Source organism: Bradyrhizobium rifense (assembly GCF_008123425.1).
Lineage (GTDB): Bacteria > Pseudomonadota > Alphaproteobacteria > Rhizobiales > Xanthobacteraceae > Bradyrhizobium > Bradyrhizobium rifense.
The window spans coordinates 19,722-46,701 of the sequence record NZ_VSSS01000030.1 but is presented as its reverse complement, the minus strand read 5'-3'; the positions used below and the strand labels follow the sequence as shown (position 1 = coordinate 46,701).

General features: G+C 63.0%; 25 protein-coding genes. 16 read left to right on the top strand and 9 right to left on the bottom strand.

The features are described 5' to 3' along the window. The first annotated feature begins 6 nt into the window (after positions 1 to 6). Entirely contained in the window at positions 7 to 1,296 is a 1,290-nt protein-coding gene (gene mtnK / locus FXB40_RS18860; RefSeq protein ID WP_148773690.1) for an S-methyl-5-thioribose kinase, read from the top strand. Between the two features lie 22 nt (positions 1,297 to 1,318). Here the strand turns inward: mtnK and FXB40_RS18855 are convergent, their stop codons facing one another. Further along, on the bottom strand, positions 1,319 to 2,203 hold the full coding sequence (locus FXB40_RS18855) for a hypothetical protein (protein ID WP_148773689.1): 885 nt from the start codon (positions 2,201 to 2,203) through the stop codon (positions 1,319 to 1,321). A 224-nt stretch (positions 2,204 to 2,427) separates the two neighbouring features. On the opposite strand from FXB40_RS18855, the gene FXB40_RS18850 reads away from it, so the two are divergent. Genes FXB40_RS18850 through FXB40_RS18830 form a run of 5 tightly spaced genes read left to right on the top strand, consistent with a single transcriptional unit; the run spans position 2,428 to position 7,840 of the window. After that, positions 2,428 to 4,017, top strand: coding sequence for an ABC transporter substrate-binding protein (locus FXB40_RS18850; RefSeq protein ID WP_148773688.1), 1,590 nt, complete (start codon positions 2,428 to 2,430; stop codon positions 4,015 to 4,017). A gap of 59 nt (positions 4,018 to 4,076) precedes the next feature. Beyond that, a complete protein-coding gene (locus FXB40_RS18845; protein WP_148773946.1) occupies positions 4,077 to 5,000 on the top strand; it encodes an ABC transporter permease in 924 nt (307 codons plus the stop codon). Next, the gene (locus tag FXB40_RS18840; protein WP_148773687.1) at positions 4,997 to 5,818 is read left to right on the top strand and encodes an ABC transporter permease; all 822 of its coding nucleotides are present in this window, start codon (positions 4,997 to 4,999) and stop codon (positions 5,816 to 5,818) included. The genes FXB40_RS18845 and FXB40_RS18840 overlap by 4 nt, the downstream gene beginning before the upstream one ends. Then, entirely contained in the window at positions 5,815 to 6,795 is a 981-nt protein-coding gene (locus FXB40_RS18835; protein ID WP_148773686.1) for an ABC transporter ATP-binding protein, read from the top strand. Before FXB40_RS18840 ends, FXB40_RS18835 begins: the two co-directional genes overlap by 4 nt. Then, on the top strand, positions 6,788 to 7,840 hold the full coding sequence (locus FXB40_RS18830) for an ABC transporter ATP-binding protein (protein ID WP_148773685.1): 1,053 nt from the start codon (positions 6,788 to 6,790) through the stop codon (positions 7,838 to 7,840). Before FXB40_RS18835 ends, FXB40_RS18830 begins: the two co-directional genes overlap by 8 nt. Positions 7,841 to 7,962: 122 nt before the next feature. Here the strand turns inward: FXB40_RS18830 and FXB40_RS18825 are convergent, their stop codons facing one another. Continuing rightward, on the bottom strand, positions 7,963 to 8,292 hold the full coding sequence (locus FXB40_RS18825; protein ID WP_148773684.1) for a hypothetical protein: 330 nt from the start codon (positions 8,290 to 8,292) through the stop codon (positions 7,963 to 7,965). A gap of 971 nt (positions 8,293 to 9,263) precedes the next feature. Between FXB40_RS18825 and FXB40_RS18820 the strand changes: the two genes are divergently transcribed. The 4 genes from FXB40_RS18820 (at position 9,264) to FXB40_RS18805 (ending at position 10,660) form a co-directional block, all read left to right on the top strand. Next, positions 9,264 to 9,479, top strand: coding sequence for a dodecin family protein (locus FXB40_RS18820; RefSeq protein WP_148773683.1), 216 nt, complete (start codon positions 9,264 to 9,266; stop codon positions 9,477 to 9,479). A 170-nt stretch (positions 9,480 to 9,649) separates the two neighbouring features. Continuing rightward, positions 9,650 to 9,967, top strand: coding sequence for a hypothetical protein (locus FXB40_RS18815; RefSeq protein ID WP_187436975.1), 318 nt, complete (start codon positions 9,650 to 9,652; stop codon positions 9,965 to 9,967). A gap of 144 nt (positions 9,968 to 10,111) precedes the next feature. Continuing rightward, positions 10,112 to 10,291: a hypothetical protein gene (locus FXB40_RS18810; protein WP_148773681.1), complete on the top strand. Its 180-nt coding sequence runs from the start codon at positions 10,112 to 10,114 to the stop codon at positions 10,289 to 10,291. 39 nt (positions 10,292 to 10,330) lie between these two features. Continuing rightward, on the top strand, positions 10,331 to 10,660 hold the full coding sequence (locus FXB40_RS18805) for a GcrA family cell cycle regulator (RefSeq protein WP_148773680.1): 330 nt from the start codon (positions 10,331 to 10,333) through the stop codon (positions 10,658 to 10,660). A gap of 197 nt (positions 10,661 to 10,857) precedes the next feature. On the opposite strand, the gene FXB40_RS49900 is transcribed toward FXB40_RS18805, so the two are convergent. The 7 genes from FXB40_RS49900 to FXB40_RS18775 form a co-directional block, all read right to left on the bottom strand. Then, on the bottom strand, positions 10,858 to 11,136 hold the full coding sequence (locus tag FXB40_RS49900) for a molybdate ABC transporter substrate-binding protein (protein ID WP_283812923.1): 279 nt from the start codon (positions 11,134 to 11,136) through the stop codon (positions 10,858 to 10,860). Next, positions 11,049 to 11,561: a substrate-binding domain-containing protein gene (locus FXB40_RS50400; protein ID WP_430647711.1), complete on the bottom strand. Its 513-nt coding sequence runs from the start codon at positions 11,559 to 11,561 to the stop codon at positions 11,049 to 11,051. The genes FXB40_RS49900 and FXB40_RS50400 overlap by 88 nt, the downstream gene beginning before the upstream one ends. Positions 11,562 to 11,746: 185 nt before the next feature. Beyond that, positions 11,747 to 15,019 (bottom strand): adenylate/guanylate cyclase domain-containing protein, encoded by a 3,273-nt coding sequence (locus tag FXB40_RS18795; RefSeq protein ID WP_148773679.1) that lies wholly within the window; start codon positions 15,017 to 15,019, stop codon positions 11,747 to 11,749. Between the two features lie 248 nt (positions 15,020 to 15,267). Then, positions 15,268 to 16,296, bottom strand: a complete 1,029-nt coding sequence (locus tag FXB40_RS18790; RefSeq protein WP_148773678.1) for an ABC transporter permease — start codon at positions 16,294 to 16,296, stop codon at positions 15,268 to 15,270. A 12-nt stretch (positions 16,297 to 16,308) separates the two neighbouring features. Next, on the bottom strand, positions 16,309 to 17,811 hold the full coding sequence (locus tag FXB40_RS18785; RefSeq protein WP_148773677.1) for a sugar ABC transporter ATP-binding protein: 1,503 nt from the start codon (positions 17,809 to 17,811) through the stop codon (positions 16,309 to 16,311). A gap of 6 nt (positions 17,812 to 17,817) precedes the next feature. After that, positions 17,818 to 18,840 carry a sugar ABC transporter substrate-binding protein gene (locus FXB40_RS18780; protein ID WP_148753658.1) on the bottom strand — a complete coding sequence of 341 codons (1,023 nt, stop codon included), beginning with the start codon at positions 18,838 to 18,840 and terminating at the stop codon, positions 17,818 to 17,820. Positions 18,841 to 18,980: 140 nt separating this feature from the next. Next, on the bottom strand, positions 18,981 to 19,385 hold the full coding sequence (locus FXB40_RS18775; RefSeq protein WP_148773676.1) for a globin: 405 nt from the start codon (positions 19,383 to 19,385) through the stop codon (positions 18,981 to 18,983). Between the two features lie 482 nt (positions 19,386 to 19,867). On the opposite strand from FXB40_RS18775, the gene FXB40_RS18770 reads away from it, so the two are divergent. From FXB40_RS18770 to proS, 6 genes are all read left to right on the top strand, one after another. Then, positions 19,868 to 20,242, top strand: a complete 375-nt coding sequence (locus tag FXB40_RS18770; protein ID WP_187437002.1) for a DUF2946 family protein — start codon at positions 19,868 to 19,870, stop codon at positions 20,240 to 20,242. A gap of 40 nt (positions 20,243 to 20,282) precedes the next feature. Continuing rightward, positions 20,283 to 22,826 carry a TonB-dependent receptor gene (locus tag FXB40_RS18765; RefSeq protein ID WP_246207711.1) on the top strand — a complete coding sequence of 848 codons (2,544 nt, stop codon included), beginning with the start codon at positions 20,283 to 20,285 and terminating at the stop codon, positions 22,824 to 22,826. 41 nt (positions 22,827 to 22,867) lie between these two features. Next, positions 22,868 to 23,389, top strand: a complete 522-nt coding sequence (locus tag FXB40_RS18760; RefSeq protein WP_148773673.1) for a copper chaperone PCu(A)C — start codon at positions 22,868 to 22,870, stop codon at positions 23,387 to 23,389. Positions 23,390 to 23,420: 31 nt separating this feature from the next. After that, positions 23,421 to 23,939 (top strand): YcnI family copper-binding membrane protein, encoded by a 519-nt coding sequence (locus FXB40_RS18755; protein ID WP_148773672.1) that lies wholly within the window; start codon positions 23,421 to 23,423, stop codon positions 23,937 to 23,939. Next, complete coding sequence (locus FXB40_RS18750; RefSeq protein ID WP_148773671.1) at positions 23,939 to 25,501, top strand: copper resistance CopC/CopD family protein; 1,563 nt, start codon at positions 23,939 to 23,941, stop codon at positions 25,499 to 25,501. The genes FXB40_RS18755 and FXB40_RS18750 overlap by 1 nt, the downstream gene beginning before the upstream one ends. A gap of 146 nt (positions 25,502 to 25,647) precedes the next feature. Beyond that, positions 25,648 to 26,967, top strand: coding sequence for a proline--tRNA ligase (gene proS, locus FXB40_RS18745; RefSeq protein WP_148773670.1), 1,320 nt, complete (start codon positions 25,648 to 25,650; stop codon positions 26,965 to 26,967). Positions 26,968 to 26,980 lie beyond the last annotated feature (13 nt).

Genomic DNA, 26,980 nt, shown 5'->3' with positions numbered 1-26,980 from the left:
ATCGTCATGACCGGGAGCCGGACGGGGGACTATCGGATTTTGCAGGAAGCAGCCTTGCGGGACTATCTCGCGGGCCTGCCTGACATCGCGGCACTGCTCGGCGGCAAGCCGGCCGCCTGGGGGATCACCGAGGTCGGTGACGGCAACCTCAACCTCGTCTTCATCGTCAAGGGTGCGCGTGGCGGCATCGCCGTGAAGCAGGCGCTGCCTTACGTCCGCCTCGTCGGCGAGAGTTGGCCGCTGCCGTTGTCGCGCGCCCACTACGAATATCTCGCGTTGACCCGGCAGGCCCAGCTCGCGCCCGGCCTCGTGCCGGCGCTGCTGCACCACAACGAGATGCTGGCACTCACGGTGATGGAGCTGCTCGAGCCCCATATCATCATGCGCAAGGGGCTGGTCGCCGGCACGCGCTATCCGCGCTTCGTCGATGACATCACGACCTTCATGGCGCGGACGCTGTTCTTCACCTCAGATCTCGCGCTCACAGCCGCGGAGAAGAAGGAGGCCATCGCGGCCTTCGCCGGCAACCATGCGCTGTGCAAGATCACCGAGGATCTGATCTTCACCGATCCCTATCGTATCGCCGAGCAGAACCGCTGGACCGCGCCTTATCTCGACGGGGTGGCCGCGGCCTTGCGCGACGACATGGAGCTGCATGTCGCGATCTCCCGGCTGAAGCTGAAATTCATGGCAAGCCCGGAAGGACTGCTGCACGGCGATCTCCACACCGGCTCGATCATGGTGACCGACAGCGAGACGCGGGTGATCGACCCCGAATTCGCCTTTTACGGCCCGATGGGGTTTGACGTCGGCGCGGTGCTGGCGAACCTCCTGATGGCCTTTTTCGCCTCCGCCGGCCACGAGCGCGCACCGGGCGAGCGGCATGCCTTTGAGAGCTGGGTGCTGGAAACGGTCGACCAGGTCTGGAACGAGTTCGCGCGAAAATTCCTCGAGCTCTGGCGGACGGACGCCGGCGGCGACGCCTATCCGGTCTCGCTGTTCGCCGGCGAGAAGGGCGTTGCGCGGCTGGAGCTCGAGCGGCAGGCCTATATGCAGCGTCTCTTCACTGACACCGTCGGCTTCGCCGCCGCGAAGACCATCCGCCGCATCTTCGGCCTCGCCCACAACATCGATTTCGAGCTGATCGAGGACCCGAAGAGGCGCGCCATCAGCGAAGCCCGCGCCGTGCGGCTGGCGCGCGGAATGATGGTGGAGGCAGTGGCGTTTCGGACCATCGCCGACGTCACCGGCGCCGCGCGAAAATTGCGCGACTGGCAGCCGGAGCTATCCGGCTGAGAGCCTCATGGCGTGGAGGCGGTCAATACAGCCGCATCGGAAGTGCAGCGCCGTCCGGGCCGACCAGCAGGCCCCAGGTCTCGTTGGCCGCGACCTCGAACGCGCGGCTCTCGGCCGTGCCGCCGTCGATCCTGATGGTAACCTTGTACTTACCCGGCGGCAGGTCGATCTTTTGGCTATCCGGCAATTCGTTCGCCGTGTCGTCGGAGTAGGCGAGCTTCTCTCCGGCATGCGCAGCCAGCCTGATGGTTCGCTGGTCGACGGTGACGACTGCCGCGTCATCCGTCTTGTTGCCGAGCATCAGCTTCACTTGCCCCGGCTTCGGCAGGAGGCCTGACGTCGCCACCGCCGGCTTGCGCCGCGACAGGTCGGCGATGGTCTTGCCGTCCTGACGGGTGAGCCGGAGCAGCGCCGGTCCATCTGAAGTCGTGAAGGCGATCACGGCCCGGTCGGGCTCGACCACCGCACCGTCAGTCTCGGTCCAGCCGTTTTTGCTGAGTGCGGCGCGATAGAAGCTGAGCACGACCTCAAGATCGCGCGGCGTCTCGACGTGAGCCGACCGGATGAAAGGCGAGTTCTTCGCGGTCATCAGGCCCCAGCCGTCGGGGAGCGGCAGACCCATGTCTTCGGACATTTTGGCCTCGAAGGTCCGGCTCGTGGCCCGGGCCAAAACCCCGACAGCGTCGCAGAGCAGGCGCTCACCGAGATATTCCGGGGAGCAACTGTCCCTGACGGCCCACCAGGTCTGGTCGACATACCCGTTTGACCGCGAGGTGTGCTGCCAGCCGGCGTGGATGGTGTTGGTCGGACTGTCGCGAGAGGGGTCCGGCGTAACGGGGATCGCCATCGCCGCCGTCGCGGCGAGCAGACTGCCCGCGAGCAAGACAAAGAGCGTTCGGCGAGTCATTTTTTCCGCGATCCCTGGGGCTCAGATAACGATCATGGGTTTGGTCGCATTGATTGCGAAAAATGTTCACTGGTCCCGGCACCGCGTCAATCGGCCTTGCATCGCGGGGGGATACAACCTGCCCGAGGCCCGGAACCACTGATCGCCATCAAAACGAGGCTTGCATTCGACGGGCTCCGAATGATCAAATCCCTGATCGGACTACCTGCGTTGTTGGGGGACACATGATGTTCAGGATGTTGGCGATCGTTGCGGGCCTGGGACTGGCGCTCGCCGCCCCGGCAGAGGCTCAGACACCGCGCAAGGGCGGAACCATCCGCATGACCGCGCCCTATGGCTCGAGTTTCACGAGCCTGGACATCCACACCACCCAGCGCGCCCAGGACGAGATCTACGCCAAGGGCCTGCATCGCTCGCTCTACATCTGGGATTCCGCGGAAGGTAAGCCGATCCCGGAGCTTGCCAAGGAGGCCGTGGTTTCGGGCGGAGGTCTCGTCTACACCTTCAAGCTCCGCGACGACGCCTATTTCCACAACGGCCGCAAGATGACGGCTGACGACCTCATCTGGTCCTACAACCGCATCATGGACGGCACCAAGGCCTACCCCGGCGCGCGCTATGTCCGGATCATCGAGGGCGCGGCCGCGGTGGAGAAGGGCCAGGCCAAGGAAATTTCCGGCCTGAAGAAGATCGACGACTTCACCGTCGAGATGAAGCTGACCGAGAAAGTCGATCCGGCCTTCTACTTGTTCACCGCGCTGACCTCGATCTATCCGGCCGACGAGGCCGCCAAGGACGGCTTCATCCAGCATCCGATCGGCCTTGGACCGTTCAAGTTCGTCGAGCACGTGCCGGGATCGCGCATCGTCCTGGAGCGCTGGGACCGGTTCTACAAGCCCGGCAAGCCCTACGCCGACAAGGTCATCGTGTCGATCATGGGCGAAGCCGCGGCGCGCGATGTCGCCTTCCGCAACAAGGAGATCGACACCTCCGTGCTCGGGCCGGCGCAATATGTCGCCTATCAGGCCGATCCCAACCTCAAGGGCACCATCGCCGAGGTCGCCGAGGTTTTCACGCGTTACATGGGGATGAATCCCGCGTTCAAGCCGTTCGCCGACAAGCGCGTCCGGCAGGCGATCAACTATGCGATCGATACCGATTTGATCATCAGCAAGCTGGTCAAGGGCAAGGCCTATCGCGCCACCGGCTGGCTGCCGCTGACCTCGACGGCCTACGACAAGGCGATGAAGCCTTACCCCTTCGATCCCGCCAAGGCCAAGCAGCTGCTCGCTGACGCCGGCTACCCCTCCGGCTTCGAATTCGAATGGACCACCAGCCAGAATGAAAGCTGGGGCCTGCCGATCGTCTCGGCGGTCATCCCGATGCTGGACAAGGTCGGCATCAAGGTGAAGGTCAAGCAGGTCGAGGCCGCGGTGCTGTCGGAGGTGGTGCGGTCCGGCGACTACCAGGCCTTCATCTATTCCCAGCAGACAGGCCCGGACCCCCAGGCGGCGCTGAAATGCTTCCACTCGTCGACGCCGCAATCGGCCTGCAACTACATGAACTTCAAGAACGCCGACCTCGACAAGATTCTCGACGAGGCCGGGCAGTCCGACGATTCCGCAAAGCGCATCCAGCTGCTGCAGAAGGCCAATGCGCTGCTGTATGAAGAGGCGCCGGTCTGGTTCTTCAATTACAACAAGGCGGTCATGGCCGTGCAGCCATGGCTCCACGGCGTTCAGCTGAACGCGACCGAGCTGACCCACCAGAACGTCGAGGACCTCTGGGTCGACGAGACCTCGCCCGCGAAGTGATACGCGTTCTCGTGCTCCCTCCATCGCAGTGAACGATGGGGGGAGGGAAGAAAGTGCCGATGCTCTCCTTCCTGATCCGTCGTCTCCTGCAAACCATTCCGACCGTGCTCGCCGTCGTGGCTCTGGTCTTCGTGCTGTTCAGCGTTGTTCCCGGCAGCATCGTCTCGTCCATGAGCGACGACGCTGATCCCCAGGTCGAGCTGCGCCTGAAGAAGCAGCTCGGCCTCGACGATCCCGTCTATGTGCGTTTCGGCGCCTATATCGCCAAGCTCGCCACCGGTGATTTCGGCACGTCGTTCCGGACCCGCGAGCCTGTCACGACCATGATCGCCAAGCGGGCCTGGCCGACGCTGCAGCTGATCTTCACCGCCATGGCATTCTCGGTTCTGCTCGGCGTACCCCTCGGCTTCATTGCCGCATTGCGGCCGGGCGGTCTCGTCGACACGCTCGCGATGGTCGTGGCGGTGTCGGGCCTGTCCATTGCCAAATTCTGGCTCGGACTGGTGATGATGTATGTCTTTGCGTTGAAGCTCGGCTGGTTGCCGAGCTTCGGCTACGGCGATGGCGGCCTCAAATATCTGATCCTCCCGGCCGTGACGCTCGGCGTCTCGCCGATGGCCCTGTTTGCCCGGACGACGCGCGCCGCGGTGCTCGAGATCATGACGGCCGATTTCGTCCGCACCGCGCGCTCCAAGGGCATGAGCGAGACCCGGGTGGTGAAGTGGCACGTGATGCGCAACGCGCTCGTCATCATTCTCACCACCGTCGGCCTGCAGTTCGGCGGGCTGATGGGGCAGGCGGTCGTCGTCGAAAAGCTGTTTTCCTGGCCGGGCATCGGCTCGCTGCTGGTGGACAGCGTCCTGCAGCGCGACCTTCCCGCCGTCCAGGGCTCCATTCTCGTGGTGGTGCTGGCCTTTCTCGCGATCAACTTGCTGATCGACATGCTCTACGGCGTGATCGATCCCAGGATCAGATACGCATGAAGCTTCGCGCCAATCTCGTCATCGGTGGCGCGTTGTTCGCGCTCGCGATCCTGGTCGGTGTGCTTGCGCCCTGGCTGGCGCACACCGATCCCGTCCTGGACGCCAATCTGCTGAACGCGGAGGAGCCGCCGAGCTGGACCTGGTGGTTCGGCACCGACGACCAGGGCCGCGACATCTATTCCCGTGTCGTCTACGGCGCGCGTGTTTCGCTGACGGTCGGCATCGTCTCGCAGCTCATCAACAGCGTCATCGGCGTGGCGCTGGGCCTGAGCGCCGGCTATTGGGGCGGCTGGTGGGACGATGTCGTCAACGCCCTGACCAATGTCATGCTCGCGATCCCCTCGCTGATCTTTGCGCTGGCCATCATGGCCGTGCTCGGACCGGGCCTGACCAGCCTGCTGATTGCGCTGGGGCTGACCAACTGGTCCTTCACCTGCCGGATCGCGCGCGCCTCGGCGCTGTCGTTGAGGAGCCAGGGCTATGTGCAGGCGGCGACCGTGCTCGGCTACGGCGATCTGCGCATCATGATCACGCAGCTCTTGCCGAACATGCTGGGGCCGATCGTCGTCATCGGCACGCTCGGCATGGGCAGCGCGGTCCTCTCCGAGGCCGCCTTGTCGTTCCTCGGCCTCGGTGTCCGGCCGCCGTTTCCGAGCTGGGGCAGCATGCTGTCGGACGCGCGCGATCAGATCACGACGGCGCCGTGGCTCTCGGTGTTTCCGGGCCTGGCCATCTTCCTGACGGTGCTCGGCCTCAACCTGCTCGGCGACGGCCTGCGCGACATTCTCGATCCCCAGTCGCGGAGCCGGCGGACATGACCGGCGCGCCGCTGATCGAGGTCGAGGATTTGCGCATCGATCTCGACGATGGATCGCGGCGCGTTGCCGCGGCCGAGGGCATTTCATTCCGCATCGATCGCGGCGAGACCTTCGGCCTGGTCGGCGAATCCGGCTGTGGCAAGAGCATTACGGCGCTCGCCCTGATCGGCCTGTTGCGGCAGCCGCTGTCGATCGGCGGCGGCGTCATTCGCTTCGAGGGGCAGGAAATCCAGCACCTTTCGGCCGCGAGGCAACGGGATCTGCGCGGCAATCGCATCGCCATGATCTTCCAGGAGCCGATGACGGCGCTCAATCCGGTCTCGCCGGTGGGGCGGCAGATCGCCGAGATGTTCGTGCTGCACAAGGGCAAGAGCTGGCGGGAGGCCAACCAGCTGGCGGTCGAGGCATTGGCGAGTGTCCGCGTTTCCGCGCCGGAGCGGCGCGTCAACGACTACCCGCACCAGCTTTCCGGCGGCATGCGCCAGCGCGTGATGATCGCCATTGCGCTCGCCTGCGGCCCGGATCTCCTGATTGCCGACGAGCCGACCACCGCGCTCGACGTGACCGTGCAGGCCGAAATCATCGAGCTGATGCGCAACCTCTGCGCCGAACGTGGCACGGCGATCCTGATGATCAGCCACGACCTCGGCCTTGTTGCCAATGTCTGCCGCCGCGTCGCCGTCATGTACGCCGGCCGCATCGTCGAGGAGCGCGGCTCCGCCGATATTTTTCGCACCCCCTCGCACCCCTACACGCAGGGCCTGGTCGACTCGCTGCCGCGACTGGGCAGCCGTGCAGCACTTGGCCGTAGCCGGCTGAAGGAGATCGCGGGCGTCGTGCCGGCGATCACGAATTTTCCGGATGGCTGCCGGTTCAACCCGCGCTGCGCGCAGGCGACCGACATTTGCAGGACCGTCGCGCCGACCGCGGATGTTCTGGAGGCTGGCGGTCTGGTGAGGTGCCATCACCATGCATGAGCCCAAGGACAAATCGGGTGAGGGCAGGGCAGACGAGGATCTCATTCTCAGCGTCGAGGATCTTGCGGTTCACTTTCCGCTGGGTGGCGGCCTGTTCGGCCGCGGCCAGCGGATGCTTCGCGCTGTCGATGGTGTCGATCTCAAGCTGAAGCGTGGCGAGTGCCTCGGCCTCGTCGGCGAGTCCGGCTCCGGCAAGTCGACGGTGGCGTTGTCGATCCTTGGCCTGCAGACGCCGACGCGCGGCCGGATCGTGCTGGACGGGCAGGTCGTAACGAACAGGCCATCCGCCGATCGCAAGGCACTGGCCCGCACTGTCCAGATCGTGTTTCAGGATCCCTACGCCTCACTCAATCCGCGCCAGACCGTTCGCCGCACGCTGGAAGATCCCCTGCGTGTGCATGGTGTGACCACGAAAAGCGAGATCGAGGACCGCGTCGCGACCATGCTGCGGCATGTCGGCTTGCGGCCCGAACAGGCCGACCGCTACCCGCATGAATTCTCGGGCGGCCAGCGCCAGCGCATCGGCATCGCGCGCGCCCTGATCCTCAACCCCAAGATCGTCATCTGCGACGAGCCCGTCTCGGCGCTCGACGTCTCGATCCGCGCCCAGATCATCAATCTCCTGCTGGAATTGAAGGACACGCTCGGTCTGTCCTACATCATGATCAGCCACGACCTCGGCGTGGTCGAGCACATGAGCGACCGGGTCGCCGTGATGTATCTCGGCCGCATCGTCGAGAACGGCGACTGGCGCGAAATCTTTGAGCACCCGGCGCACCCCTATACCCAAGCTCTGATCGCCGCCATCCCCGATCCCCTGCGTCATGCCCCGCTGGCGACGACAGGCGGCGATCTGCCCAATCCGCTCAATCCACCCAATGGCTGCGCCTTCAGCCCAAGATGCCGCTATGCGGAGGCGGTGTGCCGGCGTGAGCCGGGGCCGGTGCTGGAGACGCGGCCCGATGGGCATGCGATCAGGTGCTGGCGAGCGGATGAGATTGCGGGGCAGGCGGCGTTGGTGTCGGCCAAAGGCGAACATTTTTAGGAAGGCGGATGCGGCGACCGAAAAGGAAAAGTTGGTGAGCTATGTCCGCTGCGTGGCCATTGTCGGATGTCAAGGCCAAGCCGCGCGGTACGTCAGCTAAGGGGCCAGTTCCAGACGTCACATCATTTCTTCTTTTCCTGGTCGGCGACATCGCGCCCTATCGAGAAGAACTCCTCTTCATGTGCAGTAATGGCCTGATCAACAGTGGCGAACCATCGACTGCGTTCCATCGGCTCGACTTCGATAAAAAGCTCGACAAATTGGCGATCGAACTCAAGGCGGGCGTTGACCGTCACTGGCAAGGCATAAAAGTCAGCGCTTTGGACGCAAAAAAGATGCGAGGCAACGTCCTCAAAGCATCTGAAGTGAACAGCCCTTTCGGCGTCAATTCGCTTCCAGATAGAGAGCTCTCGATACATCCGCATCCACTGACCAAGGTAACGGTCGCGCAATAGGCTTTCCCATCGTGCTGCCCAGCTCTAGCGCATAGCACAAAGCGCGAAGTCCGCTCAGGGTCAATCGCGTCGGTTTGACGCTCGGATTCAAACTTCCGGTCTACCCCTGCGAACCGACATGTAGCTGCCCTGCGTCAACGGAAGCGATGGGCCAACAACCGGCTTGGCAAATGGCATCCATCGGGCGTTTATCGCCTACGTTGGGTCATCATCCCGAGCGTGGCTTCGTTTTCTTTGCTACCGATGCTGGCCGTCTGATGTGCCTTTATCTGACATTAGCCGAGAAGCTAACGTCAGCTGTGGGCCCGTGGGCGATCAAAATTGGGGGCTTCAGAAAAGGGAACGACGGGACGACACGTAAGCTCCCAATGGGTGTTATCGCCGACGTTCTCGTACATCCAATCGATTTCGACACTCTTGGTAAGCCGATCAATCCGGCCAGAGATGGTCGGCCTCCCATTCGCGTACTGGCTGCTGAACCCGACAAGCAAAGGGGTGGTCTTCGTGATCGGTACGACGTTATCAAGGAACGACACTGTTTGACTGCGCGCGCTCACAATGATGCTGAGATTGGTGACGGGGTCCAATTTCAACTCTGCTCCGGATGAAGCCACCAACTTACTTGTTCCGTTGCAAGCCAAAGTGATCGTCGAGCCTTGCTGCTGCGCATCTACGGACTGCGTCAAGGCAAGCCAAAGAACCGCACACATTAACCTCATCGACGACAGACCCTCGTTGCTGTGTCAGATGTTATCTTCATCGGCTGACATCATAGCTGCCGAGACCGCCAGCGCAAAGTCGGCTTCGGGGTCAAAAGCCGACATCCCCGCCAAATGCAGTTTGTCCCTTATCGGGCTCCGGGCGACGGCCGAGACCGTATCGCGTCTATCAGCGCCGATATCCTGATGCTAGATTTCACAACGGCAGGGAGCACCTGCTTCCTGCTTCATACCGAACCGGAGGACGACATGCCTGATAGCGTCTACAAGGTCATTGAACTGATCGGCACCAGCAGCGACTCATGGGAGAAGGCGGCCGCCAATGCGGTCGGGCAAGCTGCAAAATCTCTCCGAGATCTTCGCATTGCAGAAGTCGTCAAACTCGATATGCAACTGGATGCGAAGGGAAACGTAGAGGCCTATCGCGCCAAGCTCAACGTTTCGTTCAAGTTCGACGGTTCCTGAGCCCCAGCACCTCGCCCCGCCTGCGGGGCGAGGTTGGCTCACTGGAACAAGGCACGTCGCGCGGCCCGTCGATTGGCGTTTATGATCCATCCTGGAAGTGGCGCCCTGGTCCAACCGGGACCCAATATGCTTTGATGCGTGGGACGGGAACTGTAACGCGTGGTGACCTCATGTACATCGTCCTTCGCAAGTACACCAAGGTTCGTTCGGTTGCGGACGCTGCTCGTCGCGCCAAGAGCGGCATCGGTCAGATCCTGAGGCAATCGCACGGATTCAGGTCTTACTACGTGCTGGATGGGGGCGACGGCGTTGGTGTCGCTGTGATGATATTCGAGGACCGCGAAAGTGCCAATGCAGCGAACGCTAAGATACTGGAGTTTGTTCAAGCAAGTCTGCTTGACCTCGATCTTGGAGATCCCGAAATCACTGCCGGCGACGTTTTAGTGAATATAGGACCTGATGCGTCCTCGGGCATAAAGTGTTCGTAAACGCCGCCAGTTGTGTGCGGTGCCGCCCCTTGCCGCTGCTGTCGATCTGATCGCCGTCACGTCGGAGCGATCGCACTCTGGACATCCGGATGTCGTCCATCAGGAATATTAGACTGCGCATGCTTTTCGAGGAGTAACAACAACATGAAGCAACACGACTTCGAAGCATTTTTCATCACAGCGATCGTCCGGATGCCGCTCGTGGCTATGGGTGCCGTGATGCCGCCCCGAGATCCTGATGAAGACGAGGACGACGAAGAGGACGACGAAGAGGAGGATGACGCCGACGATCCGGCAGTCGTGCGCGAGCCGGACGAAGACTAGACTAGCCGGTGTCTGGCAGTCAGCGCTATAATATCTGCCATGGACTGGGGTGCGAAAGACGTAGCGCTGCTTAAAAGGCTCTGGGCCGCAGGACAGAGCGCGGCACAGATTGCGCGTCGTCTCGGATGTAGCCGTAACGCGGTCTGCGGCATGTTAACCCGTTCGGGCCTGAAGCGTGGCCACAAGCCGCCAACAGCAAGACCCACGATAAGGCCGCACCCGAAGCTAAGGCCGGCGTCGTCAGCCGCCTCCACACGTCCAGTAGCGAAGAAGGTGTCGCGGAGCACAGCAGAGCGGCAGCAGCCTAAGGAATTCAGCAAGCAGCAGCTTTACGCCATGCTAGCCGAGGCAGTCAGGAACACCGGCTAGGGGCTCACCACGAAGGTCGTTACGCTCCGGGTCCGTGCCTAGTCCAGTTCGAACGGGTTCGGCTGTCGTGAACATTCCCCAGGCCTTGGTCTGCTTCGGGTTACTTGCAGACATCGCAGGAGCAAGTGCCAAGATCCGCTAAGGGGCCAGTAGCAGGCGTCAACCACACGGTTCAGCGTGGAGCTGGCGAACCAAATTCAACGCGGCGACAATGGCTTCAATCCAGCCTTCGTGATGACGGCTGCGGCATCAGCAGCGGACAGGAATTTCAGGAGCTCGAACCCGACATCGGGATGTTGCGAAGTTTTAGGCAGCGCCCCGACAAACAGAGTGGGAGGTTGGACCTCGGACGGCACCGTGCCCACGAAATCGATGCCGGGGACATGGATCAGCTCGGGGACCTGCTGGAAGCCGATATCCGCCTCGCCACGGGCGACGACTGCGGCCACAGGTTCGCCTGAAGGGGGGCCTCGCACCTTGCGGGTCCGGCCGGCGAGTTGGTCGGCGACGCCGAGCTTCTTGAAGCCGATTGTTGAAAGATGGTGCCGCTCGAGCTGTCCGAATAGGCAATGGACTTGGCTGCGAGCAACGTGCTGCGCATCGCATCCATTGTGCTGATGTCCGGTTTGGGTTGACCCGCTCGAACCACCATGCCGATGAATGATTCCGCCAGCGGCACCCGGCTATCGGGTCGGATCAGGTTGCGCTGGTCCAGGAGATCGACGCCGACACCGTCCATGATCACCACGTCGGCTTCCTCGCCACGCGCGAGGCGCGTCGGAATTGCTTCCGGCGAATCTCCAATCGACGGACCGCGCGTGGTGATGAGCTTGTGGCCAGTTGATGTCTCGAATGCAGGGCCCAGCTCGCTATAGACGCCGAAGAAGCCGGCCGAGATCATCACCCTGACATCGGCTGCAGTAGCGCCAGCTGTCCAAGCAAGGGTGATAAGGACAGCAAACAGGCAAGCGACACGTCGCGGCATGATGGCGCCCCTCCGATCCGCGATCGGCGTGATGATGCCATCCTGCTTCCGTTTTGCCCGACGTGTCAAACCGCATTGGCTTCGGCCATGAGCGAATATCCCTAGGATGGAGGGGATGTCCGCGGCGCCGAAAGTCTGGCCAGGCTCTCAGCCGCTCTCAACTCGAATGATTTGGCCATCTGCTGTTTCGCGACGAAGAGGGACCGCTCGAAATGAGCCCGCGCCTGCTCAACGTCAGGCGGATCGAGCGCCAGCGCCACCTCTCCGGCAATGCGGCAGGCTTCCGCCTCCTGCCAGCGTTCGCCGCTTTCGCTGATCCTCAGCAACGCGTCTTCACACCAGCGCTGCGCATCGCCAACCTGTCCGGTCCGGGCGTACGTCGCGCCCAAAATGCTGAGGTACCACGGCGCATAGGCTGTCGCGCCGGTGGATCGCATGGCTGAAATCCCGGCCTCGATCATGTCGGCGGCAGCGCGATCCTGCCCCTCGAGGGCAAGCACACGGCCGCGCAATAGCGTGCCATAAGCGTTCCAGAAGCGTGATCCCTTTCCGTCGGCGAGCCGCATGAGTTCGTCGGCGAGCGCGTCCGCGGCGTCGAGCTTGCCCATGTAGATCAGCGTGAGCGACACATGGGCGAGCGCATACATCAGCGTGGCGGCGTGACCGAATTCGCGGGCCTCGCGGATTGCGCGCTCTACGTCGGCCGTCGCCGTGTCGTCATGACCGAGCACCCATTGCGAAAAGGCGCGCCATGCCAACGCAGAGACGAGAACATCATGGCCAAACCGCATCGCCAGCGGGCGGTGCTCGGGGTGTTGATACAACTCCACGGCGCGGTCGAGTTCGGCAGAGCCGACGGTCAAATCCCCGGCGAGCACAAGGGAAATTCCCATCAGGAGGTGCCCAATCATGATTGGTGTGCTTGCCTGCCGTTGCTCGGCGAGGGCCTGGAATTGGGTGGCCAGCTCCCGCGTCACGTCGGCCTGGAACGACATGCGGCTTGCTACCCAGAAGCCGTAGAGCACCGAAAACAGCAGGAGAGGATCGTCGGTCGCATCCCCAAGCTTCTCCGCATGCTCGATGAACGCGCGGGCCTGATCGAAGGCCGCTCTTGTCTCGGGGGCGGCATGGCCTTTGGTGTGGATGAGGGCGTTGGCGAGCTCGATCTGCAATGTGATCCGCTCACGTCGCGACAAGGCGGTCTCGGGCGATTTGGCGATCAGGTTGAGAGCGCGCGCCAGCTGCTCGGCGGCTTCGACCAGCGCCGATCGGGACAACGAGCGCCTTCCGGCCTTGCTCCACAGGCCTGCCGCCTTCTCAAGCAAACCGGCTTCGGTGTAGTGCCGGGCCAGCACTTCCGGCTGGCTGTCGGCGATGTCGACGAAATCGATTTCAATGGTCTCGGCGAGCGCAGCGTGGAGCGCGCGACGCTTCTCACGCAGCAGCGTGCCATAGGCAGCCTCCTGGACCAGCGCGTGATTGAAGACGTAGCTCGCATCCTCTGGCCCGCCTTGTGGCTCGCCCTGGCGAAACACCAACCCCGCACCGACGAGGCGTTCGAGCGCACGGCTCAGATCGGACTCCGTCAATGGCACGATGGCGGCGAGCAACGCCTGGCTGAATTCGCGACCGATCGCGGCTGCCATCTGTGCAACCTCCTTGGCAGGCCCAAGCCGGTCCAACCTGGCCATCAGGGATGCGTGAAGGGTGGCCGGCACCGAGCTCGCGACCGCAGGAATCGCTCCGACGAGTCGCGTTTCGGTGCCTGCTTCCAGCACGGCCTTGGTCATCTCCTGGACAAACAAGGGTATGCCGTCGGTGCGATCGATGATCTCCTTGCGAATGTGCGCCGGGAGGAGGTGTTCTCCGATCACCTCATCGAGCAGGGCTTCGGTTTCCCGCGCGCCAAGCCGGGTGATCGTCATCGCATTGATGTGAGGCCCAACGGCCCAGGGTGGCGCAAATTCGGTCCGGAACGTCGCAACCAGCAAAACGGGAAGGGCGGCAATCACCTCGATGAGCTGGCCAAGCAGTTCGAGGCTGGTCGGATCGATCCAATGCAAATCCTCGAAGATCATGAGAACAGGATTGGCGCGCGCCTGGCTCTGGATATCGAGCACGATCGCTTCGAACATTCGTTGGCGGCGCTGCGCCGGCGTCAGGCCGTCGGTGGGATAGCGGCCGTCATTGGCGAGTTGGAGCAGGTCGGCAAGGGCAGCCCTGTGTGAGACAGGCGCCGATGAACGGTCGAGCACCGCGTCAAGTTTGCCCAGGCGTGTCTTCTGGTCATCTTCGCGCGTAAAATTCGCGCGTCGCCCGATCTGCTTGATGATCGGATAAAGCGCAGAATTGGTATGCTGCGGAGAGCAATAGTAGCGCAGCTGCGTTGGCGCATCCGGGGCGACCTGCTCTAGAATGGCAGCCACCAGGCGCGATTTGCCGATGCCCGCTTCGCCTGCAATGAGGACGACTTGCCCGTCGTTCGTTTGCGCTCTGGACCAGCTCTGCGCCAGCACCGCGCATTCGCGCTCGCGTCCGACCAGGGCCCCCAATCCGCGGCGATGCAGGGCTTCGAAACGGCCGTCGATGGCGTTCGCGCCCTGGACCGCCCAGGCTTCAACCGGTCCAGCGAGGCCCTTCAAGTGTTGTGCCCCAAGGCTCGTCAGCAGAAAGAGATCGCCGACCAGCCGTCGGGTTGCGTCCGCGATCACGACCATTCCAGGACCGGCAACGGCCTGCAGACGGGCCGCCAGATTCGGTGTTTCGCCGACGACACCGCGTTCCTGCGCCTCTCCGGAGCCGACGATGTCTCCGACAACGACCAGTCCCGTTGCGATGCCGATACGCACCTCCAGTCGGCCGGGGGCCGCCGTATCGAGCTTTCCGACCGCCGCAACGAGCTCAAGTGCGGCCTGCACGGCGTGTTCGGCATCGTGCTCGTGGGCCCGCGGATAGCCGAAATACACCAGCACGCCGTCGCCCATATATTTTGCGACGAAGCCGCCGTTCTCTTCGACGATTGCTGCGCAGGTCCGGTGGTAGGCGCCGATGATTGTCCGCAAGTCCTCCGGATCGAGCTGCGTCGACAGGGCCGTCGAGCCGACGAGATCGCAGAACATGACCGTCAACTGGCGCCGTTCGGCGACATCAGGCGCCGCTTCCGCCGACGCGGTGGAAGATGCCGTGGGGTCGGAGGCGTGCAACTCACGGATGGCGCGCAGGATTTTCTTGCGATCGCCGAGGACGATTCCGAGCTCCCGGAGGTCCTGGTCGTCCAGATCTCCCAAGACGGAGATATCGATACGATTTTCGAGAAACCGCTGGGCATAGGCAGACATGCCCAGCTGCTCGAGCCACTCTTCGATTTGCTGCATTCAATCCTCGCCCCCAGTGCAATCTGGCGCGGGGTGGTGGCGGGATCAAGCGGGAAACGGGGCTGGGCGGCGCCAGCCAGAGCGTGGCGCTCCTCCGACCCGCGATCGGCGCCATGATGACATCGTGCTCCTGTTTTGCCCGACGTGTCAAACGCCGCTGAAGCAGCGGCTCAAACCGCTCCGCGCCAAATTCCCCAATGATTTGTACTGTGCATGGGGTTGTTTTCGCGGTTTTTGTTTCGAGAGGATCAGTCCGCCGCTTTTTCTCGTAAGCGCTGCGCATAGACGTTGATGATCAGCGCCATCAGCAGGATCACGCCGCGGATCAGGATCTTCAGGAAGCTGTCGATGTTGACGTGGTCGAGGCCGTTGTTGAGGACGCCAAGCACGAACAGTCCGACGATGGTGTTGCCGATGCCGCCGCGGCCGCCGAACAGGCTGGTGCCGCCGACCACGACGGCGGCGATGGAGTCGAGGAGGTAGGTGTCGAACTCGTTCTGCTGCGCGCTGCCGAAATGGGCGACGCCCAGCATGCCGCCGATACCGGAGCACACCGCCGAGATCACCATGACCGCGCCGAGGATGAGCTTGACGTTGAGGCCGGAATATTCGGCCGCCTCGCGGTTGCCCCCGACCATGTAGACGTAGCGGCCGAAGCGCGTGTAGGTCAGCACCAGATGGCCGCCGAGCAGCATGATGGCCGCGACGATCACGATCCAGGGAATGCCGCCGATCGAGCCGGAGCCGAGCGTCGTGATCAGGCTCGGCACCTTGTAGGCGATCTGGCCGCGCACCAAGAGCGCCGAGATGCCGGCCGCGATCTGCATCATGGCCAAGGTCATGATGAAGGAGGGGATCCCGATCACGGTCAGCCCCAGCGCGTTGACAAGGCCGAGCGCCGCGCAGAGCAGGAGCGCGAGCAGGATCGCGGCTGCGCCGGCGAGGGGGATGTTCGGAATGTTGACGTAGGATTCCTGCAGCGTGAAGTAGGCAACCGCGATGCCGGTGACGTTGGCGATGCCGGCGATCGACAGATCGATCTCCGCGCAGAGGATCACGAAGGTGAGGCCGACGGCGATGATGCCGGTCACCGACACCTGCGTCAGGATGTTGCCGAGATTGTCGATCGTTGCAAAGGAGGGGCTCGCAAGCGCGAAGAAGCCGGACAGGAAGATCAGCGTCAGGAACGGCGCGATGTTGCGCATCTGCGAGCGCAGGAAGGGCGCAAGGCCCTTTGCGCGCTGGCCCGCCGCTGGTGCCGTCTCACTGCTCGCCATGGTGCTTCTCCGTCACGCCGCTTCCAGCAGGCGGTCCTTGCTGACCGGCTCGTTCTTGAATTCCCGCACCACCGCGCCGCGCTTGAGCACGAGGATGCGGTCGGCCAGCGACAGCACCGTTTCCGGTTCGGTCGACAGCACGATGATCGCGAGCCCCTTGGCGCGGAGGTCGCGGACGATGTTGATGACGTCGTTCTTGGCGCCGACATCCATGCCGCGGGTCGGCTCGCACAGCACGAGGAGCTTGGGCGGATAGGTCAGCCACTTTGCCAGCGCGACCTTCTGCTGGTTGCCGCCCGAGAGCATACCGAGATCGAGGCCGACCACCGGCGGCCGGATCTGCAGCTGCTCGACCTGGCGCTGCGCAATATCGCGCTCCTGCGCCGGCTTGAGCAGCAGCGACGAGATGCGGTCCAGGATGCTGATCGAGATGTTCTTGTAGACTGGCTCCTGATGGAACAGCATGGCGCGCCGACTCTCCGGCACCAGCGCCACGCCAGCGCGCCGCGCCGCCGCCGTGCTGGCAAATGTCTTTGGCTTGCCGTCGACGGCAAGCGTGCCGGCGTCGGGCTTCAGCTTGCCAAAGAGGATGCGCGACAGCTCCTGCTGGCCGCAGCCCATGAAACCGTAGATGCCGAGCACTTCGCCGGCGCGCGCTTCGAAGGAGACGTCGTTGAGGCTGCGCGCCAGCGACAGCTGGTCGACTTTCAGCACGACCGAACTGTCGCTCGGGCGCGGCAGCATCAGATCGTCGCTGTAGCTGTGCTCGAGCGCTTCGCCGCCGCGACCGATCATGGCCTCGATCAGCGCGCCCTTGCTGGTCGCGGTGCTCGCGGTCTCGGCGACCTTCCGCCCGTTGCGGAACACGGTGACCGTATCGGACACGCGCAGAATGTCCTCGATGAAATGCGAGATGAAGACGATGGCCGTGCCCTGCTCGCGCAGCCGTCGCAAGGTCGTAAACAGCCGCTCGACCTCCGGCGGGGAGAGGGCGGAGGTCGGCTCGTCCAGGATGACGATGCGCGCGCCCGAGAACAGCACGCGGGCGATCTCGATCAGCTGCTGCAGCCCGATCGGCAGGTCGCCGAGCCTGCTCATCGGATCGACGTCGATGCCGAATCGCGACAGCTGCTCGCCGGCCTCGCGCGCCATGCGCCGCCATTGCACGAGGCCGAGGCGGTTGGTCGGCTGGTTGCCGAGAAAGACGTTCTCCGCGACGGTGAGGTCGGGCGCGACGGAGAGCTCCTGATGCACCATGGCGATGCCGGCCGCGTGCGCATCGCGCGCCGAGCGGAAGTGGGTCTCCTGGCCGTCGATCAGGAAGCGGCCGGAGAACTCGGTGTGCACGCCGGCGATGATCTTCATCAGCGTGCTTTTGCCCGCGCCATTCTCGCCGACGAGACCGTGGATCTCGCCGGGAAGAAGCGCGAAGTCGACACCACGAAGCGCTTCGACGCCGCCGAAGCTCTTCGTGATGCCCTGGAGTTCCAGGATGGGCGAACGACCCTCAGGCATGGAGATTCAGATCAGGAAGTGATCCTGCATCCACTGCATGCCGGCGGCATTGGCCTTGGTCACGACCGGACCATCGGTGACGACGTTCTTGGGGATGCCCTGGCCGCTCTTCTCGCCGCCTGCGACGGCCGCGACGCCCGCGATGATCGCGCCGCCATGGATGCGGCAGGACGGATTGCGGACGGTCGCGAACATGCGCCCCTCGCTCACAGCCTGGATCGCCGGCGGCATGGCGTCCACACCACCGATCAGGATGTTGGTGCGGTTGTGCGCCTTCATGATGTTGGCGGCCGCAAGCGCCATGTCGTCATTGTGGAAGAACGCCGCGTCGATCTGCGGGTACTTGGTCAGATAGGTTTCCCAGAGCCGCGCCGTCTTGGAGACGTCCCAATCGGCCGGCTGGGTGTCGAGCACCTCGATGCCGGGGAATTGCTTGACGACGTTGTTGAAGCCCTTGGCTCTTCCTTGCGCGCCTGTATGTCCGAGCGCGCCTTGGGTCATGATGATCTTGCCCTTGCCGCCCATGGCGTTGCACAGCGCCTGCGTCACCGAGGCGCCCATGAACTCGTTGTCGGGTGCGAGGAAGGAATGGACGTTGATCTGGTCGAGCGGCGCGATCAGCGTGTCCATGTCGATCACAGGCGTGCCGGCGTCGATCATCTTCTGCACGGGCTGGGTGAGGGTACCGATGCCGAAGGCCTGGATCGCAACAAAGTCCCATTTCTGCGAGGCCATGTTGTCGATCGCCGCGCGCTGCTTCACGGCGTCGAGCTGGCCATCGAACCAGGTCACTTCGACGTTGAACAGCTTGCCCCAGAATTCCGCGGCCTGCTTGCCCTGTGCGCACCAGGTGGCCTGGAGGCCTGCGTTGGAGAAGGCCGCCTTCAACGGCTTCTCGGATCGTCCGACTTCGGCTGCAAGTGCTGGATTTATGCCCATGCTGCCGAGGATGGCAGTCGCGGCGCCGGCGGTTGCTGCCGCCTGAAGAAGATCGCGCCTCGTCGTCGAGAAATCTTTCGTCCCGGACATCGCTCGCTCCCATATATTTTATCGTCGGCGCGTCATTGGTTGCGCTACCGATCTCGGAAAGTGTCTCACAAGAGTTGATGCCACTCAATGTGCAATCAACGTCGGGATTGTCGCTGCCCGTGTTGGTGCAGCGCAAAGCGCTACGCTGCGATGCCAGCGAAGGCCTCGATCTCGACGAGCAACTGGTCCCATGCCTGCGCCACGTCCGGCGACCATTGGTCACCGAGCAGGTCGCCCAGCGTATCCCTGATGGTAGCGAAGAAGGCGATGAACAGCTCGCGCGGCGTGCCATAGGCGTCGTGCGAGACGACTTCACAGGCGATCATCCGGAAATGGCCACGGCGCTCGCCGGCAAAGTCGAGGATCACCTCGATGGTCAGCGCAAGCATCGATCCCATCACCAACTCGCTGCCTTGCGAACGGAACATCGCCCGCGTTTCGGGATGCCGGTTGAACAGCCGTTGATAGACCAGGGGCGTGAGATCCGCGCAGCGCGCCGCCGCAAGCTCAAAGCTTTGCTCGATCGGATTGGGAGAAGCACTCATCGGTACATCAGCCGCGAAAGACAAAAAAAGAGCGGGGCCCTAGCCCCGCTCAAAAATTGTGTCGACCCTATTATCCCCGATTCTAAGATTTGATCTTGATTGGCGGGGCGACGCTGCGTTTTGCGCGCCAGGGGCTCCTCCCGAGACTTGGACCACCAGACTTTGACCTCGCGGCTAGCCTGAGCAAGAGGGATGCTAGATCAACTTTTCTCACTTGTCATCATTTTCGGCAACGATTGTTCAAAATTCGAGCAGTTGACGAAATGATCGGGTCATTGACCCCATAAGTATATGACAAATATAAGAAATCTGTGGATGCCCTAGGACGGTGGGCTGCCTCAAATGCCGGATGCGGTCCCCAGGGCGGGTCTATCCCGACACAGTTTTCGAGAAATTTGCGCCTCCCCAACAAGGGCGGCGATGTGATCTCGACTCGGGGCGGGGGTGGTGTTTAGTTAGCAGACGAACGAATGGTTCGGTGGATGCGCGCTCGGCTGCAAAAGTTGCTACCCATCGTCCTGCTCGCCTTGGCGATGCAGGTGCTGGCGCCGATTGCCGCCTGCTGGGCGGCCGGCCAGGCCGTCGCCGATCCGCTTGGCACCGGAGTCATCTGCCACAGCGTCAGCGAGCAGGGTACTCCGGGCGACCAAAATGGTTCGCCGACCGCGCATGCCGGTGCCTGCGCGCTGTGTTGCCTGGCGCAGGCCAACGCGTCCTTCGATTCGCCGCCGCACACGACGCTCTCCGTTCCCATCCGCCACGCCGAACGCGTGGTGTGGTACGAGGCGGATGCGTCCGCTGTCGCTGCCCACAAGGGCTCAAGCGCCCAGGCGCGGGGACCTCCCCACTTTTCCTGACGACCTCTCGTGATCGGCTCGGTTCATCCGTTGGCGATCGATGCTGTCGAATGGCCGGAGAGAAAGCCGGCGTCAGGAATGCCAAATGTTACCTCGTCATGCCCGCTGCGGTGTGAGCGTCGTTGCCGTTCAAGCCGCGCTGCTTGCCTCGTCGAGCGGCGTTTTCGCCCAGAGCAGCCCAAGGGAGTTGCCGGCCGTGACCGTCGATGCACCCGCGACGGCGAAACCCAAGCCGCGCAAGCCGGCGGTGCAAACCGCAGGCGCCAGGGGGAATTCGGCGAAGCCGGTGGCCGAACGGCCGGCCGCGGTTGCCGCAACCAACGGGCAGGGAGCGGACAGCGCCCGGGCGTCGCTCGATCAGCCGGCGGCGGTGGCGCGCTATCAGCTGCCGCAGCGGTCCTTCAGCATCACGGCAAAGCAGGTCGACGAGACCATCAACCTCAAGGACCCCGAGGACGCCGTCAAATACATGCCGAGCCTGTTTGTGCGGAAGCGCAATGACGGCGACAATCAGGCGGTGCTGGCGACGCGAAGCTGGGGCCTGAACTCGAGTGCGCGGACGCTGATCTATTACGACGATCTGCTGATCTCGGCGCTGATCGGCAACAACAACTCCGGTGCTTCGCCGAAATGGAATCTGATCTCGCCCGAGGCGATCGGGCGGGTCGATTTCCTCAACGGTCCGTTCGCGGCCGCCTATCCCGGCAATTCCATCGGCGGCGTTCTGCTAATCACGTCCAAGATGCCAGACAAGCCGTTTGCGGTGGCCAAGGAAACCGTCTCGGTGATGCCGTGGAATCAATACGGCACCAAAGACACCTATGTCACCAGTCAGACCAGCGCTGCCGCGGGCAATCGCGACGGCAATCTGTCCTGGCTCGTCACTGCAAATCATCTCGACAGCTACCAGCAGCCGCTGACGTACACGACCTTTGGCACCGTTTTTGGTGTCGGCCCCGCAAACACGACCGGAGCCATTGGCGCATGGAACAGGACGGGCGGCGTTGCGAATGTCATAGGCACGGGTGCGCTGGCGCACTCGCAGCAGACGTCCGGGAATCTGAGAGTTGCCTATGATATCTCGCCGCTGGTGCAGGCGACCTACTCACTGGGTATCTGGAACAATCACCAGACCTCCGATCCACAGACCTACTTGACGTCGACGCTGAACGGTCAGCCAACTTTTGGTGGCCAAGGCGCGTTTGCGAGCAACAAGTACACTTGGGATCAGACGCATTTGAGCAACGCTGTATCGCTCAAGAGCGACACCAAAGGCGTTTTCGATTTCGATCTTTCAGCGTCGAGCTACAACTACTTGCAAGATACTCTCCTCAATCCGTTCACCGTGACCCCGACCGGGGTCGGCTATTCGCTGAATGGCAAGATTACCCGTAACGATGGTACAAACTGGCAGAACGCCGATGCCAAAGGCATCTGGAGACCGTTCGGCATCGATGGTCCTCACGAGATCAGCTTCGGTATTCACGGCGACCGCTATCGGTTGGAAAATCCGGTCTATTTGTCTTCCGTCTGGTATGCGACGTCCTCGACCGGTACCGGTCAGCTTCTTACCACTGGCGTCGGCGAAACCCGTACCGGTGCTCTTTGGCTGCAGGACGCCTGGAAGATCGTTCCCAATCTGAAGCTGACGCTGGGCGGGCGGCTTGAGACTTGGCGCTCACTGGATGGATTCAATATCAACTCCAATCCGACGGCCACCAGCGGTATCCCGGCGGCGCCGATTCCGGTCTTCGTTGCAGTCCCAAAGAACCAGCCAGGGCTCAACTCGACCAACTTCTCGCCGAAAGCCTCGCTCTCTTATGATCTCAGCAAGGAGTGGAACGTCACCGCGAGCTTTGGTGAATCGTATCGCTATCCGACCGTTACCGAACTATATCAGAACATAACAGTTGCTGGTGTCGCGACGTTCGCCAATCCTAACCTGAAGCCCGAACAAGACTTCACCGGTGAATTGAACGTTGAGCGGAAATGGAATGATGGCCGCGTCAGGCTGACGCTGTTCAAAGAGAGAACCAACAACGCAATCATCTCGCAAACCACGAACGTGACGAATTCGACGGGCGGTCAGACTCCCACGACGACCATCGGCAATGTCGACGCAATCCGAATGCAAGGCGTTGAGCTGTCGGCCGACAAGGATGACGTGCTGGTCAAGGGGCTGCAGGTGTTCGGCAGCGTAACCTATGTGGATTCTCGGATTCTAAGCGATCCGACATTTGTCGGTACGATCGGCGGCACAACCGCGACGGGCAAGCGCGTGCCCAATGTTCCAGAATGGCGCTCTACGGTCGGGGTTACCTATCGGCCGAACGACAACTGGGCCTATACAGTCGCGGGACGCTACACCGGAAAGCAATATGCGACCCTCGATAACACCGACACCTTTGCACACGTCTATCAGGCCTTCGATCCGTTTTTGGTGTTCGACATGAAGATTCACTACAAGGCGACGCAGAACTTCGCGTTCGATTTCGGAATCGACAACATCTTCAACGCGCAATACTTCCTGTTCCATCCGTTCCCGGGACGAACTTACGTTCTCGCCGGCAAGTACACGTTCTGACGGGTGGGACACTCTCAATGGCGGCAAGAAAGGCAATCGACATGAACAAGCTCTCACGCATCTTCGCACTCGCGGCGCTCTCGGCCGTTGTGATCGCGGCTCCCGTCCGCGCTGATGACGTCAAGGCGGGCGATCTCGTCATCTCGCAGGCCTGGAGCCGGGCGACGCCTGGCGGCGCAAAAGTCGCCGGCGGCTTCCTGACCATCGAGAACAAGGGCTCTGCACCCGACAAGCTCGTCGCGGTGACCGCCGAAATCGCCGGGAAGACCGAGGTTCACGAGATGGCGATGGACAATGGTGTGATGAAGATGCGCCCGCTGGACAAGGGCCTCGTCATCGAGCCGGGCAAGACCGTGAAGCTCGCACCGGGCGGCTATCATCTGATGCTCCAGGATCTCAAGGGCCCGTTCAAGGAGGGCGAGAAGGTGCCGGTGACGCTTCAGTTCGAGAAGGCCGGAAAGGTCGCCGTGTCGCTCGATGTCCAGGGCGTCGGTGCCCAGGCGCCCGGCGGCGGAAGCATGATGATGAAGAAAATGCCCGATCATTCGGGAATGAAAATGTGATTGATGTGATCTAACTTCCGGGAGATCGAGCATGTCGAAGACACCCTGGCTGATCCTGATGGCTGCGCTCGCCGCATCGCCTGCGGCGGCGCACGTCTATCTGGAAGGCAAGCAGGCCACGGTCGGTGCGTCCTACAAGGCCGTCTTCGCCGTGCCGCACGGCTGCTCCGGCTCGCCGACGGTGAAGATCCGCGTGCAGATTCCCGAAGGTGTCATTGCGGTGAAACCGATGCCGAAGGCCGGCTGGAACGTCGATGTCGTCGAGGGCCAATATGCCAGCGCATACGACTATCACGGCAACAAGCTGACCTCGGGCGTGAAGGAAGTGGTCTGGTCCGGCGGCAAGTTGCCGGATCACAATTACGATGAGTTCGTCGTCAGCAGCTTCCTCACGGACAGCCTGAAGCCCGACACCACGCTGTATTTCCCGGTGGTGCAGGAATGCGAGAAGGGTGTCAGCCGCTGGATCGAAATTCCGGCGGAGGGGGCAGCGCATTCGCATGAGGACAAATCGCCGGCGCCCGGCGTGAAGCTGCTGCCCAAGCCGTGATGCGTCTTCTCGCTGCGCTCGCGATGCTGCTCCTCGCCGCCGGCACTTCGACCGGTGTGTGGGCGCATGCGGCGCTGATCTCGGTCGAGCCGGCGAGCGGCAGCATCCTGACGAACGCGCCGAAGGCGGTGGAACTGCGCTTCAATGAGGCGGTGACCCCGGGCGCGATCCAGTTGATCGACGGCGCGGGCAGGGCGCGCGACGATGCGCGCGTCACGACATCCGGCGAGAGCATTTCCGTTGCGATGCCGCCGGACCTGCCGCAGGGCACGGCGGTCGTGAGCTACCGGGTGATCTCGCAGGACGGCCATCCCGTCGCGGGATCGGTGATCTTTTCGGTCGGCGTACCGACGGCTACGCAGCCTCCGGCCAATGCAGACGGGGGGTTGAACGCGCTGATCTGGCTGTCGCGGATCGGTCTTTATCTCGGGCTGTTTGTCGGTGTCGGCGGTGTGTTCTTTGGCCGCTGGATTTCGTGGTCGATGGCGGGCATGAGCGTGCCGCGCGCAGCGCTGCTTGTCGGTCTCCCAAGCGCCGTTGTGTCGCTGGGCGTGTTGGGTCTCGATCTCCTTGGCCTGCCGCCGGCGGCACTCGTGACCGCGGCTCCCTGGACCATCGCATTCGCGACCAGCGCCGGTCCCGCCTTGCTTGTCGCCATCGCGGCGATGCTGCTCGCGCTGATGGCGCTGGGGCGGGCGTGGTATGCGCGTGTGCTCGCCGCCATCGCGTTCGCCGGCGTCGGGCTCACGCTCGCCATGACCGGGCACGCCGCAACGGCGTCGCCTGAGGTGTTGACGCGGCCGGCGATCTTTCTCCATGGCCTCGCTGTCGCCTTCTGGATTGGCGCGCTGGCGCCGCTTGCAGCGTTGCTGTCGAAGCCGACATCGGCAGTGCTGCCGCTTTTGAACCGCTTCTCGCGCATCGCCATGCCGGTGGTCGCCGCGCTGGCGCTGACCGGGCTCACGCTTGCGGTCATCCAGCTCGAAAAGCCGTCGGCGCTGGTCGAGACCAGCTACGGCCTCATTCTCTCGGCCAAGCTGGCGCTGGTCTTGTCCCTGCTGGCGCTCGCCGGGCTCAATCGCACTCGGCTGACGCCGGCGCTGGCGAGGGATCAGAGGGGCGCGCCTGCACTCAAGCGTTCGATCCTGCTCGAATGCGGGGTCGCGCTCGGCATCTTCGCCGTCGTCGCCGGCTGGCGCTTCACGCCGCCGCCGCGGACCATCGTCCCGGAGACGCCGCTGGCGATCCACATTCACACCGACAAAGCGATGTTCCAGGTGCTGGTGTCCCCCGGCAAGGCCGGCGTGGACGATTTCGTGCTTCAGCTCATGACCGGCGAGGCGACGCCGCTGAAGGCCAAGGAGGCGACGCTGACGCTCAGTCTGCCCGAGCGCGGGATCGAGCCGATGGAGCGTGACGCCGAGCTGGGTCCAGACGGCTATTGGCACGTCCGCAAGGTCGAGCTGCCCTTCGCCGGCCGCTGGCATGTGCGGATCGACGCGCTGGTGACCGATTTCGAGAAAATCACCCTCGAGGACGAGCTCGAGGTCGCGCCGCGTTAAGGCGGCGGAGTTCAAGTCGAACCTGAAGGCAACGGAAAAATGACAGGAATTCCGCCGCGTTAGCGGCTTTTCCTCATTCCCGGCCTTGTGTTTTCGCTCCCAATCCGGTTTCACTGCGGGCCATCACTGATTCCCAGAGTATTGCCATGCGGTTGTCGCGGTTCTTTCTGCCCATTCTGAAGGAAAATCCGAAAGAGGCCGAGATCGTCTCGCATCGGCTGATGCTGCGCGCCGGCATGATCCGCCAGGAGGCGGCCGGCATCTATGCCTGGCTACCGCTGGGCTTCCGGGTGCTGAAGAAGATCGAGCAGATCGTGCGCGAAGAGCAGGACCGCTCCGGCGCGCTGGAACTGTTGATGCCGACGCTCCAGCTCGCCGACCTCTGGCGCGAGAGCGGCCGCTACGACGCCTACGGCCCGGAGATGCTGCGCATCGCTGACCGCCACAAGCGCGAGCTCTTGTACGGGCCGACCAACGAGGAAATGATCACGGAGATCTTCCGCGCTTACGTGAAGTCCTACAAGAACCTGCCGCTGAATCTCTATCATATCCAATGGAAATTCCGCGACGAGCAGCGTCCGCGCTTCGGCGTGATGCGCGGCCGCGAGTTCCTGATGAAGGACGCCTATTCCTTCGATCTCAACGAGGCTGCCGCGCGCGTCGCCTACAACAAGATGTTCGTCGCCTATTTGCGCACCTTTGCGCGGATGGGGCTGAAGGCGATCCCGATGCGCGCCGAGACCGGCCCGATCGGCGGCGATCTCAGCCACGAATTCATCGTGCTTGCCGAAACCGGCGAATCCGGCGTGTTCATCAATCGCGACGTGCTGGACCTGCCGGTGCCGGGCGAGGACGTCGACTACGAGGGCGACCTGACCCCGATCATCAAGCAGTGGACCTCGGTCTATGCCGCCACTGAGGACGTTCATGACGCTGCACGGTTCGAGCAGGAAGTGCCTGCCGACAAGCGCGTGAACACCCGTGGTATCGAGGTCGGCCAGATCTTCTATTTCGGCACGAAGTACTCCGAGCCGATGAAGGCGATGGTGGCGGGTCCCGACGGCGTCGACGTGCCGATCCATGGCGGCTCCTACGGCGTCGGCGTGTCGCGCCTGCTGGGTGCCATCATCGAGGCCTGCCACGACGATGCCGGCATCAAATGGCCGGAGGCGGTGGCTCCGTTCCGCGCCTCGATCCTCAATCTGAAGCAGGGCGATGCCGCGGTCGATGCGGCTTGCGAGAAGCTCTATGCCGAGCTCAACGCCAAGGGTGTCGACGTGCTCTACGACGACACCGACCAGCGCGCCGGAGCCAAATTTGCCGCCGCCGACCTGATCGGCATCCCCTGGCAGATCATGATCGGGCCGAAGGGGCTGGCCGAGGGCAAGGTCGAGATCAAGAAGCGTAGTGACGGCTCCCGCGAGACGATGTCGCCTGCGGACGCGGTCGCCCGCCTGGTCGGCTGAATAGTGTTCATCG

Bases quoted from the DNA above. Each gene is read 5' to 3' on its own strand.
- FXB40_RS18855 (WP_148773689.1), bottom strand. From the start codon at position 2,203: ATGACTCGCCGAACGCTCTTTGTCTTGCTCGCGGGCAGTCTGCTCGCC.
- mtnK (WP_148773690.1), top strand. From the start codon at position 7: ATGACCGGGAGCCGGACGGGGGACTATCGGATTTTGCAGGAAGCAGCC.
- FXB40_RS18835 (WP_148773686.1), top strand. From the start codon at position 5,815: ATGACCGGCGCGCCGCTGATCGAGGTCGAGGATTTGCGCATCGATCTC.
- FXB40_RS18845 (WP_148773946.1), top strand. From the start codon at position 4,077: ATGCTCTCCTTCCTGATCCGTCGTCTCCTGCAAACCATTCCGACCGTG.
- FXB40_RS18750 (WP_148773671.1), top strand. From the start codon at position 23,939: ATGCGTCTTCTCGCTGCGCTCGCGATGCTGCTCCTCGCCGCCGGCACT.
- FXB40_RS18850 (WP_148773688.1), top strand. From the start codon at position 2,428: ATGATGTTCAGGATGTTGGCGATCGTTGCGGGCCTGGGACTGGCGCTC.
- proS (WP_148773670.1), top strand. From the start codon at position 25,648: ATGCGGTTGTCGCGGTTCTTTCTGCCCATTCTGAAGGAAAATCCGAAA.
- FXB40_RS18815 (WP_187436975.1), top strand. From the start codon at position 9,650: ATGTACATCGTCCTTCGCAAGTACACCAAGGTTCGTTCGGTTGCGGAC.
- FXB40_RS18765 (WP_246207711.1), top strand. From the start codon at position 20,283: ATGCTGTCGAATGGCCGGAGAGAAAGCCGGCGTCAGGAATGCCAAATG.
- FXB40_RS50400 (WP_430647711.1), bottom strand. From the start codon at position 11,561: ATGATCTCGGCCGGCTTCTTCGGCGTCTATAGCGAGCTGGGCCCTGCA.
- FXB40_RS18790 (WP_148773678.1), bottom strand. From the start codon at position 16,296: ATGGCGAGCAGTGAGACGGCACCAGCGGCGGGCCAGCGCGCAAAGGGC.
- FXB40_RS18775 (WP_148773676.1), bottom strand. From the start codon at position 19,385: ATGAGTGCTTCTCCCAATCCGATCGAGCAAAGCTTTGAGCTTGCGGCG.
- FXB40_RS18785 (WP_148773677.1), bottom strand. From the start codon at position 17,811: ATGCCTGAGGGTCGTTCGCCCATCCTGGAACTCCAGGGCATCACGAAG.
- FXB40_RS18810 (WP_148773681.1), top strand. From the start codon at position 10,112: ATGAAGCAACACGACTTCGAAGCATTTTTCATCACAGCGATCGTCCGG.
- FXB40_RS18780 (WP_148753658.1), bottom strand. From the start codon at position 18,840: ATGTCCGGGACGAAAGATTTCTCGACGACGAGGCGCGATCTTCTTCAG.
- FXB40_RS18795 (WP_148773679.1), bottom strand. From the start codon at position 15,019: ATGCAGCAAATCGAAGAGTGGCTCGAGCAGCTGGGCATGTCTGCCTAT.
- FXB40_RS18755 (WP_148773672.1), top strand. From the start codon at position 23,421: ATGTCGAAGACACCCTGGCTGATCCTGATGGCTGCGCTCGCCGCATCG.
- FXB40_RS18840 (WP_148773687.1), top strand. From the start codon at position 4,997: ATGAAGCTTCGCGCCAATCTCGTCATCGGTGGCGCGTTGTTCGCGCTC.
- FXB40_RS18770 (WP_187437002.1), top strand. From the start codon at position 19,868: ATGCGCGCTCGGCTGCAAAAGTTGCTACCCATCGTCCTGCTCGCCTTG.
- FXB40_RS18760 (WP_148773673.1), top strand. From the start codon at position 22,868: ATGAACAAGCTCTCACGCATCTTCGCACTCGCGGCGCTCTCGGCCGTT.
- FXB40_RS18820 (WP_148773683.1), top strand. From the start codon at position 9,264: ATGCCTGATAGCGTCTACAAGGTCATTGAACTGATCGGCACCAGCAGC.
- FXB40_RS18805 (WP_148773680.1), top strand. From the start codon at position 10,331: ATGGACTGGGGTGCGAAAGACGTAGCGCTGCTTAAAAGGCTCTGGGCC.
- FXB40_RS18830 (WP_148773685.1), top strand. From the start codon at position 6,788: ATGCATGAGCCCAAGGACAAATCGGGTGAGGGCAGGGCAGACGAGGAT.